The organism is Nocardia spongicola (assembly GCF_047200775.1).
GTDB lineage: Bacteria > Actinomycetota > Actinomycetes > Mycobacteriales > Mycobacteriaceae > Nocardia.
The window spans coordinates 13,721-27,159 of the sequence record NZ_JBJZOO010000001.1; the positions used below are offsets into that span (position 1 = coordinate 13,721).

At 65.0% G+C, this 13,439-nt stretch carries 15 protein-coding genes; 8 read left to right on the forward strand and 7 right to left on the reverse strand.

The genetic code is table 11. The annotated features are described in order from the left end of the window. Nucleotides 1–60: 60 nt before the first annotated feature. Nucleotides 61–1,782 (forward strand): urease subunit alpha, encoded by a 1,722-nt coding sequence (locus tag ACL02S_RS00070; protein WP_412800139.1) that lies wholly within the window; start codon nt 61–63, stop codon nt 1,780–1,782. A gap of 159 nt (nt 1,783–1,941) precedes the next feature. Here the strand turns inward: ACL02S_RS00070 and ACL02S_RS00075 are convergent, their stop codons facing one another. From ACL02S_RS00075 to ACL02S_RS00085, 3 genes are all read right to left on the reverse strand, one after another. Further along, on the reverse strand, nt 1,942–2,793 hold the full coding sequence (locus ACL02S_RS00075; protein WP_412800140.1) for a fructosamine kinase family protein: 852 nt from the start codon (nt 2,791–2,793) through the stop codon (nt 1,942–1,944). 201 nt (nt 2,794–2,994) lie between these two features. Then, on the reverse strand, nt 2,995–3,195 hold the full coding sequence (locus ACL02S_RS00080; protein WP_412800141.1) for a hypothetical protein: 201 nt from the start codon (nt 3,193–3,195) through the stop codon (nt 2,995–2,997). A 538-nt stretch (nt 3,196–3,733) separates the two neighbouring features. After that, nucleotides 3,734–4,180, reverse strand: coding sequence for a DUF8176 domain-containing protein (locus ACL02S_RS00085; protein ID WP_412800142.1), 447 nt, complete (start codon nt 4,178–4,180; stop codon nt 3,734–3,736). A 192-nt stretch (nt 4,181–4,372) separates the two neighbouring features. On the opposite strand from ACL02S_RS00085, the gene ACL02S_RS00090 reads away from it, so the two are divergent. Then, nucleotides 4,373–5,320 carry a TolB family protein gene (locus ACL02S_RS00090; protein ID WP_412800143.1) on the forward strand — a complete coding sequence of 316 codons (948 nt, stop codon included), beginning with the start codon at nt 4,373–4,375 and terminating at the stop codon, nt 5,318–5,320. Nucleotides 5,321–5,618: 298 nt separating this feature from the next. Further along, a complete protein-coding gene (locus tag ACL02S_RS00095) occupies nt 5,619–5,936 on the forward strand; it encodes a GFA family protein (RefSeq protein ID WP_412800144.1) in 318 nt (105 codons plus the stop codon). Nucleotides 5,937–6,092: 156 nt separating this feature from the next. Here the strand turns inward: ACL02S_RS00095 and ACL02S_RS00100 are convergent, their stop codons facing one another. Further along, the gene (locus ACL02S_RS00100) at nt 6,093–6,245 is read right to left on the reverse strand and encodes a hypothetical protein (protein ID WP_412800145.1); all 153 of its coding nucleotides are present in this window, start codon (nt 6,243–6,245) and stop codon (nt 6,093–6,095) included. A gap of 90 nt (nt 6,246–6,335) precedes the next feature. On the opposite strand from ACL02S_RS00100, the gene ACL02S_RS00105 reads away from it, so the two are divergent. Genes ACL02S_RS00105 through ACL02S_RS00120 form a run of 4 tightly spaced genes read left to right on the forward strand, consistent with a single transcriptional unit; the run spans nt 6,336 to nt 11,038 of the window. Next, a complete protein-coding gene (locus ACL02S_RS00105; RefSeq protein ID WP_412800146.1) occupies nt 6,336–7,592 on the forward strand; it encodes a tyrosine-type recombinase/integrase in 1,257 nt (418 codons plus the stop codon). Continuing rightward, nucleotides 7,589–7,807: a hypothetical protein gene (locus ACL02S_RS00110; RefSeq protein WP_412800147.1), complete on the forward strand. Its 219-nt coding sequence runs from the start codon at nt 7,589–7,591 to the stop codon at nt 7,805–7,807. The genes ACL02S_RS00105 and ACL02S_RS00110 overlap by 4 nt, the downstream gene beginning before the upstream one ends. 18 nt (nt 7,808–7,825) lie before the next feature. Continuing rightward, a complete protein-coding gene (locus tag ACL02S_RS00115; protein WP_412800148.1) occupies nt 7,826–9,880 on the forward strand; it encodes a tyrosine-type recombinase/integrase in 2,055 nt (684 codons plus the stop codon). A gap of 18 nt (nt 9,881–9,898) precedes the next feature. Further along, nucleotides 9,899–11,038, forward strand: a complete 1,140-nt coding sequence (locus tag ACL02S_RS00120) for a tyrosine-type recombinase/integrase (RefSeq protein WP_412800149.1) — start codon at nt 9,899–9,901, stop codon at nt 11,036–11,038. Between the two features lie 109 nt (nt 11,039–11,147). On the opposite strand, the gene ACL02S_RS00125 is transcribed toward ACL02S_RS00120, so the two are convergent. The 3 genes from ACL02S_RS00125 to ACL02S_RS00135 are packed head-to-tail and all read right to left on the reverse strand — an operon-like array spanning nt 11,148 to nt 12,052. Continuing rightward, entirely contained in the window at nt 11,148–11,534 is a 387-nt protein-coding gene (locus ACL02S_RS00125; RefSeq protein WP_412800150.1) for a hypothetical protein, read from the reverse strand. Between the two features lie 21 nt (nt 11,535–11,555). Beyond that, complete coding sequence (locus tag ACL02S_RS00130; RefSeq protein WP_412800151.1) at nt 11,556–11,909, reverse strand: hypothetical protein; 354 nt, start codon at nt 11,907–11,909, stop codon at nt 11,556–11,558. Next, on the reverse strand, nt 11,906–12,052 hold the full coding sequence (locus ACL02S_RS00135; RefSeq protein WP_412800152.1) for a hypothetical protein: 147 nt from the start codon (nt 12,050–12,052) through the stop codon (nt 11,906–11,908). Before ACL02S_RS00135 ends, ACL02S_RS00130 begins: the two co-directional genes overlap by 4 nt. A gap of 12 nt (nt 12,053–12,064) precedes the next feature. On the opposite strand from ACL02S_RS00135, the gene ACL02S_RS00140 reads away from it, so the two are divergent. After that, nucleotides 12,065–13,429 carry a tyrosine-type recombinase/integrase gene (locus ACL02S_RS00140; protein ID WP_412800153.1) on the forward strand — a complete coding sequence of 455 codons (1,365 nt, stop codon included), beginning with the start codon at nt 12,065–12,067 and terminating at the stop codon, nt 13,427–13,429. The last annotated feature ends 10 nt before the right edge of the window (nt 13,430–13,439 follow it).

Below are 13,439 nucleotides of genomic sequence, written 5' to 3' on the forward strand. Positions count from 1 at the left end.
GGCCCGGAGGCGGGAGCGCAGCGTAGCCACGCGGGGTCGTAATGGTGGAAAGGAAACAGCGTGAGCGAACTGAGCCGTGCCCGCTATGCCGAACTGTTCGGGCCGACCACGGGGGACCGCATCCGTCTCGCCGATACCGATCTGTTGATCGAGATCACCGAGGACCGCAGCGGCGGCCCTGGCCGGGCCGGTGACGAGGCCGTATTCGGTGGCGGCAAGGTGCTTCGCGAGTCCATGGGCCAGTCCCGCGCGACACGCGCCGATGGCGCTCCCGACACCGTGATCACCGGTGTGGTGATCGTCGACCACTGGGGAATCATCAAGGCCGACGTCGGCATTCGCGACGGCCGGATCTGCGCGCTCGGCAAGGCGGGTAATCCGGACACGATGACCGGGGTGCACCCGGATCTGGTCGTCGGTCCGTCCACCGAGATCATCGCGGGCAACGGTCGTATTCTCACCGCGGGCGCGATCGACTGTCACGTGCATTTCATCTGCCCGCAGTTGATGGACGAGGCGCTCGGCAGTGGCATCACCACATTGATCGGTGGTGGCACCGGTCCGGCCGAGGGCAGCAAGGCGACCACGGTGACACCGGGCGCCTGGCATCTGGCGCGGATGCTGGAGGCCACCGACGGTTGGCCGATGAACATCGTGCTGCTCGGCAAGGGCAATACCGTCAGCGCCGAATCGATGTGGGAGCAATTGCGCGGCGGTGCATCGGGTTTCAAGCTGCACGAGGACTGGGGTTCGACCCCCGCCGCGATCGATGCCTGCCTCACCGTGGCCGACGCCACTGGTGTGCAGGTGGCATTGCACTCGGATACCTTGAACGAAGCCGGTTTCGTCGAAGACACCCTCGCGGCGATCGCGGGCCGAGGCATCCACGCCTATCACACCGAAGGCGCAGGCGGCGGGCACGCACCGGACATCATCACCGTCGCCGCACATGCCAATGTGCTGCCGAGCTCGACCAATCCGACCCGCCCGCATACGGTCAACACCCTGGACGAGCATCTGGACATGCTCATGGTGTGCCACCACCTGAGTGCCTCGATCCCGGAAGATCTCGCGTTCGCCGAGAGCCGCATCCGCCCGTCCACCATCGCGGCGGAGGATCTGCTGCACGATCTGGGCGCCATCTCGATGATCGGCAGCGACTCGCAGGCCATGGGCCGCATCGGCGAGGTGGTGCTACGGACCTGGCAGACCGCGCACGTGATGAAGCGCCGCCGCGGCGCCCTGGCAGGCGACGGCGCCGCGGACAATGCCCGTGTCCAGCGCTATATCTCGAAATACACCATTTGCCCGGCCGTCGCGCACGGCCTCGACCACGAGATCGGCTCGGTGGAGGTGGGTAAGCTCGCCGATCTGGTGCTGTGGGAGCCCGCGTTCTTCGGCGTCCGCCCGCACGCCGTGCTCAAGGGCGGCGCGATCGCCTGGGCCGCGATGGGCGATGCCAATGCCTCCATCCCGACTCCGCAACCGGTGCTGCCGCGCCCGATGTTCGGCGCTGCCCCGGCGACCGCCGCGGCCACCTCACTGCATTTCGTTTCCGAACAGGCGATCGAGGACGGGCTTGCCGATCGGCTGCGGGTGGCGCGCAAGCTGGTGCCGGTCCGTAACGTCCGGAAGGTGGGGAAGGCGGATATGCCGCATAACGACGCCATGCCGCGGATCGAGGTCGAGCCGGATACCTTCACCGTCCGCATCGACGGAGAGGTCTGGCGCGAACAGCCCGCCACCGAATTGCCGATGGCCCAGCGGTATTTCCTGTTCTGATCGTCAGGCTTCCCGGTAGCCTCGTTCGCTTACGTAGAGGCGATCTGGCCCGACGGCACCGCACAGCCGCTGACGTGACTGCGTTACGGGGGTCGGCCCATCGGTGGAGATTCGCGAGCTACCTCGTCGGCAACGGAACGAACTAACGGAATCGATCACTCAGGCGGAAAGCAGCATGGCGGCCGTGTCGGCGACCTGCCTGCGGTATCCGGCACCGAACAGTACGACATGTACCAGCAGTGGATAGAGCTGGTGCAGGGGTATCCGTTGTTCCCAACCGTCGGCGAGGGGCGAAACCTCCTGGTACGAGGCGAGGATTCGGTCGAGGTAGGGGGCGCCGAACAACGACAGCATGGCCAGGTCGGTCTCGCGATGTCCACCGTGGGCGGCGGGATCGACCAGGATGCCGCGGCCGTTGCTCCAGATGATGTTGCCTGCCCAGAGATCGCCGTGCACACGGCTGGGTGGCTCGGAGGGGCCTGCCAAGGTATCGATTCGGTCGATCGCTTTGTCTACCGATCGGAGGTCCTGCGGCTCCAGCGCGGTTGCCAGTCGCAGATACGGCAGCAGTCTCCGCTCGGTGTACCACTGCGACCATTCTGCGGTGGTGGTCGTATTGTCCATCGGCAGGTCGGCGATGTACCCGGTCCATGTGGCGCCGTAGTGCTCGACTCGGTGAGAATGCAGCATCGCCAGCTCCCGGCCGAACCGTTCGGCGGCGTGAGGTGTCGGCCCCTCGTTGTCGAGCCACGGGAGTAGCACGGTGGTCGGGTCGGCCGCCAGGACCGATGCGATGGGAAGGGCTGCGTCCGGTTCGGCCAGCCAGCGCAGCCCGGCGGCTTCGGCGGTCAGGGCTCCGACCGCATTGTCGGCGGTTTTGGCGAACACATTCCGGCCGTCAGCAAGCCGGACACGGTATAGCTGCCACGAGTGTCGGGCTCCGATCCCGCGCACGTCGTCGACCTTTGTGTGGAGCAAGGACTCGATCCGATCCTGGTCCAAGACAGTCACCGTCGCTCCTTCCTGTGCCGCGACCACTATCCGCCTCGGACGCGCGAAGTGGCCCTTGGATCAGACTGGCAGACACCCACCGCCGCGGCACAGGTGAACCCTTGGCGATGGTGTTCACAGTGGTTACCCACGACCGCGACGTAGGAGTTCACTCCTTTGCGGCGTGATCACACGCGGGCTGCGGCGGGCGGATGGAGGTAATTACAGGCATACGCCGCGGCCGGCGTCACGGACGCCGGCCTCCAGTTCTGCTCGCTGGTCTTCCGGCAGCTCCTGCCACTTCTCGTCAGATGTGAGCATTGCGAGGTACTCATCGGCGATCTCGTCGAGTCCCGGTGGTGCTGCGTCGGGTGCCACCATGGTTTGTATTTCCAGGAGAGGCGGGAAGACCTTGTCGCGCACTGTCAGACACATTTCTCGCCGTGTTTTCGGCAGCTCTTCCGTGTCAGCCGAGGCAGTCGCTGACTCCTCCTTCGCTGCCGTTACCGCAGCGGTGACGGGTGTAGCTGCTGCAGCGGCCGTTTCCGCCACACTGGATACGGCAGAGCCGGGAGTCGTCACCGGATCGTCGGCAGAGCTACACGCGACCAGCACGGCTGGTACGGCGAGGACAATAGCGATACGGGCACGGACAAGCACGGCTTCCCCCGGGGGTTCATAGAAAACGATCTTCGACAGAGAAAGGCTAGCCGACAGTGAAACCCACGGTGGTGCGGGCTGTGCGTAGGCCGGATAGTCGCGGAGGAGTAACCAGGCCGATGCGGTGATCGCTCAGCCGCGCCGGACACACCCGCTGTAGCGAATCTAGTGAGGGCTTGTCGAGGACCCGAGAGCTCCGTATCGCGGTACATGGACCTGGGGCACACCTCACCGCCGACGTGGACGGCTCGGGTTATCCCGGGGGCATGGGAGCCACCGAACCTCTTCCTCGGACTGTGTGTTATTCGGAGGTCAATCCGGTGATGAGCGTGCCTCCGGCGATGCTGCGAGTGGCGATATCCTGCCGGTAGAGCATCCGTTGCCCGTTCGGGTGCTCCTGGGTCACCTCAACGTCCCATGTGTCGGGTCGGCCATCCGGGGTGATCCACACGCAGTATCGGCTACCGACCGGCAGCTGTTCGTCGATGCCTCGTTGAATCATCTCACTGGACGCGATATCGGGCGAGTCGTCCGCGACCAAGGCCCGCGCCGCGGTGCCCGAGCGTTGGACGTAGTACGCGTACTCGAACGCGAAGATCGCGTCCGACCCACTGGTCGTGCCGCCCGGTTCGGCGCCGGAGATCAGCTGTTCGGTGCGCTGGCTGACACAGTCGGCGGTCGCTAGCTCATTCGTGCCCTCGGCCCCAGCCGCACCCGTCCCTATCGTGGTGATCACCCCCACCGCCACCAACGCAAACGTCGTGATCCTACGCGTACCTGCGCCCTCCCCTTCCCCTGTGCCAGAACACCTTTCGAACGAAGAATATCCTCGGCGAAGTCCCGCCGAATCGTCTCGATCTCGGCGCGGTGGTTTTCGGTTCGCTGATCGCCTCGTCGATGCGCAACGTGCGAATCTCGAGCGTGAAATACATTGAGTGACATGCTTGATCGAAGAAAACGGACCTCGCAGGCCGTAACCACCATCGTGATGCTGGTGGGCCTGCTGACTGGCTGTGAAGCGAAGAGCGGGGAAGTGCCGGCCCCGGCACCGGTCACGAATCCCGGATCGTCGATGTATCCATCGAAGATCGCGTTCACCGACAATGGAGGGCCCTCGGGGCCGTCGGTGTATGTGATGAATTCCGACGGCACCGCCGTGAAACGGATCGCCGCCGGATACGAACCGGATTTCGCTCCGGATGGCTCGAAGATCGTCATCCGCCAGTCCTGGTCCGGGCTCCTCGTCATGAACCCCGACGGGAGCAACCCGGTACAACTCGTCGACCGCGGAGCGTATCCAGAGTTCGCCGCCGACGGCACCCGCATAGTCTTCGCCTGCCACCGCCGAATCTGCGTAGTGGATGCCGACGGAACCAATCTGAAGACGTTGACGCAGAGCATGGGGGGCGAGCGCCTGAACTACCCCCAATTCCCGACATTCTCGCCGGACGGCTCACGGATCGCATTCACTCTGAACAGCACCCTCTGGCTGATGAACGCCGACGGCACAGACCTGCGGATACTGCTCGAGGATGCGATTGCCCCGGTCTTCACCCCGGATGGATCCGGGATCGTCTTCGCCAGCGGACGAGGCGGCCATGACCGGATCGAGACCTATCTGATGGATGCCGACGGCCGCAATATCCGCCCCCTCACCGGCGAGGGCACAGCACTTCCCTCACCCGACCCCTACCACTCCACCACGCTTCCGGCGTTCTCCCCTGACGGCACCCACCTGCTCGTCACCCGCTCGACCCAAAATTCGGCGAAGGTGGTGACGGGATCGGAGATTTGGGTGATGAATCCTGACGGCAGCGATCCACGCCGTCTCACCGAACCCAATCAGCCCGCGACCGCGGCGAGCTGGGGAGGCAATTCCAGTTCTTAACTGGCCATCCTCTCGGATGCGATCCGCTCACGCTGATTACCCGGCCGTTCTGAACTGCCAGTCCGAACACACGCTCATGCCGCTGACCGCGCTGACCGAACCGGCCAGCGTGGCGCGACGGAACATCAACGGGTCGAGATCATCTCGGGCAGCCGCACGACTGCTGGCAGACTTCGCCATGTAGGCGGACTCGTTGTCGGCCGCGTGGCAGAGTGGGCCTGTGTCTGTTCGGTGGCGACATCGGATGGACGAGAAGCTCTACTGATTCGCGGATGGTGCCCAACAACCGAGGAGTCAAGTGAACGGCGGCTGTCTCTGTGGAAATATCCGGTTTTCTGCGACCGGTGACCCCGATTTCCCGCATCTGTGCTCTTGCGAGCATTGCCGGCGGCTTTCAGGTGCGTCGGTGATGTCATGGGTGTTCTTCCCCGAAGAAGGATTTGAGTGGACGGGACCAGGTGGGGAACCGACCTGGTTCGAGACGTTTCCGCAAATCTGCCGAGGGTTTTGCCCGGTCTGCGGATCGAGCATGGCGTCCAAAGGCGACGAGGCCGGCCTGGTCGCCTTTGGACGATCACGCCGATATGGTGCCGGTCAAGCAGAGCTTTGCCGATAACGCGGTCTCCTGGCTTCCGCCGCTGCAATGACCCGACACCCCGTGCGGGACACACCTGTGCCTGTCCCGCACGGCGGTCCTCTAGCCAGCTCTGGGCGGTGGAGCCAGCGTGATCAGCACCGGTCCGGCTGGTGCCAGCCGTGCCAATCGCTCTGTCTACGAGCGCTTTTGCCGCAAGAACGACAGTGTCAGGTCGACCCCTTCGATCTCGCCGAGCCAGGATTCCTCGGTGGCGCGTGCTCGCCGCGCAACCAGGTCGGCTTCGATCTCGGACAGCCGCGGCAGCATCTTCGGATTGATGTTGAGCATCGGGCATCGTATGCACCATTGACTGAACTAACTCGGGGATGTGGCACGTCGAGGCACCTTAGCTTCGCGCGGTGTCGGTAGCTTGCCCGCGTGATCGAATCGGAGGAGAACGTCCGCGACCTCACCACTCTGCTGGTGCCCCGCGGCGGGCGGTTGGTGTCGACCGGAGAGGGCACGGAGCCCTACCAGTTGCTTGATGCCGCTGGCGAGTTGGTAGAGCCAGTAGCGGTGTTTCTACGCGAACTGTTGGCAGCGGGACGATCTCCGGCAACGCTGCGCTCATACGGCATGGACTTGCTGCGCTGGTGGCGGTTTATGCAGGCGGTCGAGGTCGGTTGGGATCGGGCAAGCCGAGCAGACGTGCGCGACTTCAGCTGCTGGATTCAGCTGACGGTGAAGAAACGCAGTCCGCTGACCAGCTCCAGCGGCACCGGGTGGGCGAATGGTGTTGTGGGACCGCCGAATCCGATCACGGGTAAGCCCGCACTCGGGAAGGGATATGCGCCTGCGACCGTGGCGCACTCGGAGACGGTGCTGCGGGGCTTCTACGACTTTCACCGGGATGCTGGGACTGGTCCGATACTCAATCCGTTCCCGCTCGATCCTGCTCGACGGTCACGGCGAGCCCACGCGCATCGAAATCCGATGGATGGGTGGGCGCGTGAGCGGGTGGGGCGGTATCGGCCGAAGGTGCCGTACCGGATTCCCCGCGCGATTCCTGATCAGCGGTTCAACGAGTTGTTCGCGGCGCTGGGGTCGAATCGCGATCGGGCGCTGGTGGCATTCTGGATTTCGACCGGGGTGCGCGCCTCGGAGCTGCTGGGAGTTCGACAGTGCGACATCGACCCCGGTCAGCAACTGATCACTGTGGTGCGCAAGGGAACTCGCGCTATCCAGCAGGTTCCGGCCTCGGCGGATGCGTTTGTCTGGCTGCGGTTGTATCAGGAGGAACTGCACGGTCAGATCCCTCCGGGTCGTCTCCAGCCGGTGTGGTGGACGCTGCGACGACCTCGTCGACCGTTGAATTATCATGCGGCGCATCGGATGTTCGAGCGCGCTAACGCTAGTCTCGGAGCGGACTGGACGTTGCACGACTTGCGCCACAGCGCTGCCACGAGAATGGCCCGTGACCCGCAACTGACGCTGAGCGACGTGCAGCTCGTCATGGGACATGCGCACCTGTCCACCACGGAGATCTACCTGACCCCCGACAAGGACGAGGTGATCGCCGGAGTCTTGGCTCATCACGCCCGCACCGCCGACCAGCGCGACAAGCCGATACCTCCACCACTGGCACCCGGCTACGACCCGCAGGCATTGAGCGTGCTGTTCGGGAGGACGTTGTGACCTTGGTCGTCAAGCACAGCACCCGCAAACCGCTGCCCCAGGTCGCCTCGGTCGCTGGGGAGCAACGCTTGCGGAATGGTCAGCTGCGCAGCGAATTTCCACCGCGGTCCGCCGAGGCGTGGTGGCCGCACACCGCGGCGTCATCCGAGCAGGTGCAGCAACGGTTGACCGCCCCGCCGTTCGCGTCCGCAGTCAACGGAACCCGAGCCGGGTGACGGCGCGGGGTCGCCAAGATGCTGCGCTGGCTGTCGACATTCCCCGGCGAAACCTGGCAGGACCGCTGGCTGGCCAGCGGAGCTGAGAGGTATCCGGGACCGGAGTGGGTGAATATGCCAGTAGCCTGGCTGACGGAGAATCGCGACAGAACCAGGTCTTGCGACTCGATCGACTTTCAGTCTGGGCTGCTGATGTTGATCTGCGGCGACGTGTTGCGCCCCGGCCTGCCGTGGATGCTCACCCGCACCCACCGGTATCTGGCGACCGTGATGGCACAGGACAGGGACCAAAACGGGTTCGCTCGGCTTGCCGAGTTAGCAACCGCCGAACCAGCCAGCTCGGCGGCCGACGCGAAGGTTTCAGCGACCCGCATCGCGACCATCCTGGCCTGCAAGGGCGGCGGCATCGCCGACATCGCGGTCGGAGACTGCGTGGAACTCGTGGAAGCCATGCGCCAGGTCCATACCCGCGGCGGCCAGAAGAAAGTCGACTTCTACCTTCGGCTCCGTGCCCTCGGAATCTTCCCGGAGAACGCTCCGCACAGCATCCGCGCCTTCGGCTTGGCCGGCGGGCGGCTGACGATCGAGCAACTCGTCGACCGATATCGCATCCAGTCCGAACCCGTCCGGGATCTGCTGATCGACTACCTCCGAGAACGGCAGCCCTCGCTGGACTTCACCAGCCTCGACGCCGCGTCGAGAACACTTGCCGGGTTGTTCTGGGCTCGCATCGAGGCCCTCGCTCCGGGCATCGACACACTAAGGCTCCCATCGGAGGTCGTGCGAATCTGGAAGCACGAACTTGCCACCGTCGAACGCACCAGAATCAACGCGAACGGCGAACGGATCAAGGTGCCGACACCGCGCCTGAACTTCAAGGACGAACTGCTCCGGGTCCGCGTGTTCTACCTTGATATCGCGCATTGGGCCGTCGAAGATCCTGCCCGCTGGGGACCGTGGGTCGCGCCCTGCCCGATCACCGATGCTGAAGTGCAGAAGGCCAAAGAGCGCAAGCACCGCAAGGCCCGCATGGACCAACGCACCCGCGAACGACTGCCTGTCCTGCCGGTCCTTGTGCGCACAGCCAATGACCGCCGCCTGTCCGCCGCTCGTCTGTTGAAGGCTGCCTATATCGCCGAACCAGGGGCCGTCATCGACGGCACCAACGGCACACTGCGCAAAGCTGTTGTCCCCAAATCGATTGGACGAATCGTCTGGGCCGAAGACGTCGCCACCGGCAAACGCCGCAACCTGTCCTACGAGGAGGAAGCGGCGTTCTGGGCGTTCGCCACCATCGAGGTTCTGCGTTTGACCGGCATCCGCTGCGAGGAACTGCTCGAACTGTCTCACCACAGCATCACCGAATACCGGTTGCCCGGTACCGGTGAACTGGTGCCGCTGCTGCAGATCGCCCCGTCCAAGACCGACTCCGAACGCATGATGCTGGTCAGTCCCGAGCTGGCCGACGTTCTCAGCGCCATTGTTCAGCGACTCCGCGGCCCGGACGGATCCATCCCCTTGGTCGTCTCCTACGACATCAGGGAAAAGATCTGGAACCCGCCGATGCCGGTGTTGTTTCAGCGTGGCATCGGCAACGAGCGACGCGCGTTCACGGCCTGCGCGATCCGCAAGCTGCTGATCAACGCGCTCGCCGCCACCGCGCTCACCGACGTCAACGGCGATCCGTTGCTGTTCCAGGCCCACGACTTCCGGAGGATTTTCGTCACCGACGCGATTATGAACGGCCTGCCACCGCATATCGCGCAGATCATCTGCGGCCACAAGACCATCGACACCACCATGGGCTACAAGGCGGTTTACCCGGCCGAGACGATCGAGGCCCATCGAGCCTTCATCGCCCGCCGCCGAGCCACCCGGCCCAGCGAGGAATATCGCACGCCCACCGACACCGAATGGGATGCGTTCCTCGCCCACCCTGTTGACTGCACCACGTCAAGATCAATGACCGGGCTGAATGCCTGGTCCGATGGAGGGACGTGGCTTGGTCGAGGACATACGACGGGAACTGGCCGAGGGGCGGCGATCGGTCCCGGCGGTAGGTCCCGGCGGTAGGTCCCGGCGGTAGGTGCAGTGGTCAAGGGCGGAACGTCCGACCTGCCGTTCGTGGTCGTGGATGGCGACGGTGGGCACCTGGAGCCGGTCGTTGCGTACTTGCGGGATCTCATGCTCGGCGACGCGAGTCCGTTGACGTGCCGTAGCTATGCGTTTGACCTGTTGCGGTGGCACCGGCTGTTGTGGTTCCTGGGGACTGACTGGGACCGGGCGACCGAAGCGGACGTCGCGACCCTGGTGGCGTGGCTGCGGGCAGCCCGCAATCCGCAGCGGCAACGTAACCGCCCGAACTCACCACCGGCGGGGTCGGTGAACCTCAAGACGGGCAAGCCGTCTCTTCGGGCTGGCTACGCGCCAACGACGATCAATCACGCTTTGACTGTGGCGCATAGCTTTTACGCGTTCCATCACCGGTTCGGAGCGGGTCCGGTGGTCAATCCGGTGCCGATCTCCGCACAACGCCGACAGGTGCTGGCCCACCGCAGCCCGTTGGAACCGGTCTCGGTCGTGCGCCGGGCTCGGTTACGGCAGCGAGTGCCCCAGTCAGTCCCGAGGGCGATCCCCGACACATTGTGGGACGAGTTGTTCGCTGCGATGGGCTGCGACCGTGATCGGGCACTGCTGGAGTCCTACGTCAGCTCGGGCGCGCGGGCCAGTGAGTTGCTGGGTGTGACGTTGGAGGACATCGACTGGGCTGGTCAGCTGTTCTACGTCGTGTCCAAGGGCAGCAGGCTGCGCCAGCCGGTGCCGGCATCGCCGGACGCCTTCCGCTATCTGGGCCGTTATCTTGCCACCGACGGTCTGCCGGCCCCAGGGAAACCTGTGTGGCGGACGCGACGCGGCGATCCCCGTCCGCTGACCTATTGGGCGATGCGGCGGGTATTGCAGCGGGCCAATGACAAGCTGGGCACCAACCACACATTGCACGACGCAAGGCACACCGCTGCCACGAGGATGGCGGGGGACGAGCGGCTGACTCTGGCCGAGGTCCAGACCATCATGCGGCATGCCCACCTGGATACCACAGGACATTACCTCGCCGTCCGGATCGAGGACATGCACGACAAGCTCCACGAGCACTACACCAAGCCAAGGTCGCAGCGGTCCTACCCTGCCGGTTATGACCCGGCCGACATCGAGGCGGTGTTCGGTGGCTGAGCCTGGCACGACCCAACTGGCCAAGAACTCCTCGGTCCCGCCCACGCGCTTCGCCGGACTACGCGGCGAGCCCGCGCAGCCGACCGCATCTCCGATGCCGCGCGGCGACCTAACCGCCGCTGGCACCGAGCAGATCCAGCAGGTCGTTCGGGACGTCTGGCCGGGCGGCCCCGATGCCGTCCGGCGGCGCGCCCGTGGCGCCCGATTCATGCTGGAACACCTGGCAGATTTCCCCGGATCTGACTGGCAACAGCGCTGGGAGGCCAGCGGTCTGAACGAGCGAGGACGTCCAGCTACCGCGGTCAGGGGCAAGCAGGCTGAGCGCGACGAGATCTGCGTGGGCACGGCCTGCCTGTTCAGCCTCCGGGTAATCCGGCCGTCGTTGGAGGCGTTGCGCTCGACCAGGTTCCTGCGCTACGGGGAGCGGTTCCTCACCGCCCAGCGCGACCCGCTGCTGGAGGAGTTCTGGAATTGCGTCCAGAGCACCGCGGTGCATCCACTGCACCACGGCTCGGCGCTATTCGACACCACGGCGGCGCTGACGACGCAGGGCATCGCACTGGTCGAGCTGACCCCCGAAGCGTTCCTGCACTACGTGTGGGAATCCCGCGACCACGGCCTGGCCTTCAAGGGCCGCGGGGAGACGGGCCGCGGTCAGTTCCCCGGGCAGCTGGCCTGGCAGGTGCTGCACGACATGGGCCATTTCCCACCCGGTACCCCGGCGACGCTGAGGGCGGCCGTGCTCAGCGGGCGCCGTACGGTCCAGGAACTGGTCGACCGCTACAACATCCGCCACCAAGGCGTGCGGCAACTGCTGCTGGACTATCTGCGCCGCCGGGAGCCCGAGATGGACTACTCCTGTCCCGCTCACTGGCCGGCCTGTTCTGGGCCAAGATCGAAGCTCTCGCCCCCGGACAGCCGGACCTGCGGATCGGCACCGATCTCTACCATCGGTGGCGCGAGGCTCTGGGCACCCACCAGGACGGCCGCAAGCCGCGCGAGGAATTCGAGCACATCCTGCGCTCAGTGCGTTCCTTCTACACCGACCTGCACAGCTGGGCGGTCGAGGAACCCGAGAAATGGGCGCAGTGGGTGGCCCCGTGCCCGGTCCCGGACGGAGGGCTGCGCGGGGTCACCGTCCGTCAACGGCGTCGCAAGGAGCGGATGGACGACCGGGTGCGCCAGCGCCAACCGCTCCTGCCCGTACTCGTGGCCCACCTCGAGGACCGCTACCACCACCTGCAGGCACTGCTACAGGCCGCCTCGCCCCTGACCAACGGTGAGACGGTCACGGTCAACGGCCAGACATACCAACGTATCTGGACTCCCGCCGACGACCGGCGCGCCCGGCAGGGCGGACAAGCCAACACCCGGGTCCGCGACGTGGCCACGGAAAAAGACATCAACGTCACCACAGCCGAGGACCTCGCTTTCTGGGAATTCGCCGCAGTGGAAGTCCTTCGTCACGCGGGTATTCGCATCGAGGAATTGCTGGAACTGACCCACCTGAGCATCAGGCAGTACCAGCGCCCCAACGGCGAGGTCATCGCCTTGTTGGTGATCGCACCATCCAAGACCGATCGTGAGCGCGTCATCTCGATGTCGGCAGAACTCTTCGCGGTCATCGCGGCAATCATCCGGCGGCACACCCAGCACGGTCGAACCATCCCACTGATCCAGCGTTACGACAATCACGAGTGCCGGATGAGCGACCCCATGCCATTCCTGTTCCAACGTCACACCGGCGCAGTCCCCCGCGTGATCGCGCCTGCGACGGTGCTGGTCATGCTCCGCCGTCGCTGCGCCGAGCTGGCCGAACAACACCCCGGCTTCCAGGCCCTCAGCTTTACACCGCACGATTTCCGCAGGCTGCTGGCCACGGATTTGGTGAACAACGGCCTGCCCATCCATATCGGCGCGGCACTACTCGGGCACTTGAATTTGCAGACAACTCGCGGATATGTCGCCGTATTCAACGAGGATGTCGTGCGTCACTACCAGGAATTCCTCGACCGCCGACGACAGGCACGCTCGGCGGAAGAGTATAAACCCGTCACCGACAGCGAGTGGTCCGAATTTGAGGAACACTTCGACCGGCGAAAGGTCGAACTGGGTGGTTGCAGGCGACCATATGGTTCCGATTGCCAGCACGAGCATTCGTGTCTGAAATGTCCCATGCTCGCTATAAATCCGAAAATTCTGCCCCGGCTTGATGAGATCGAGGAGGATCTGTTGGCCCGCCGCGCTCGCGCCGAGCGCGAAGCATGGCTCGGTGAGGTCGAGGGAATCGACCTCACCCTCACCTACCTTCGGCAGAAACGGGACGAGACCAAACGGCTGGCGCGCATCGCGCCGGTCGGGCTCGGCATGCCGGTCATTACACCAAGGTGACCGGCATGCG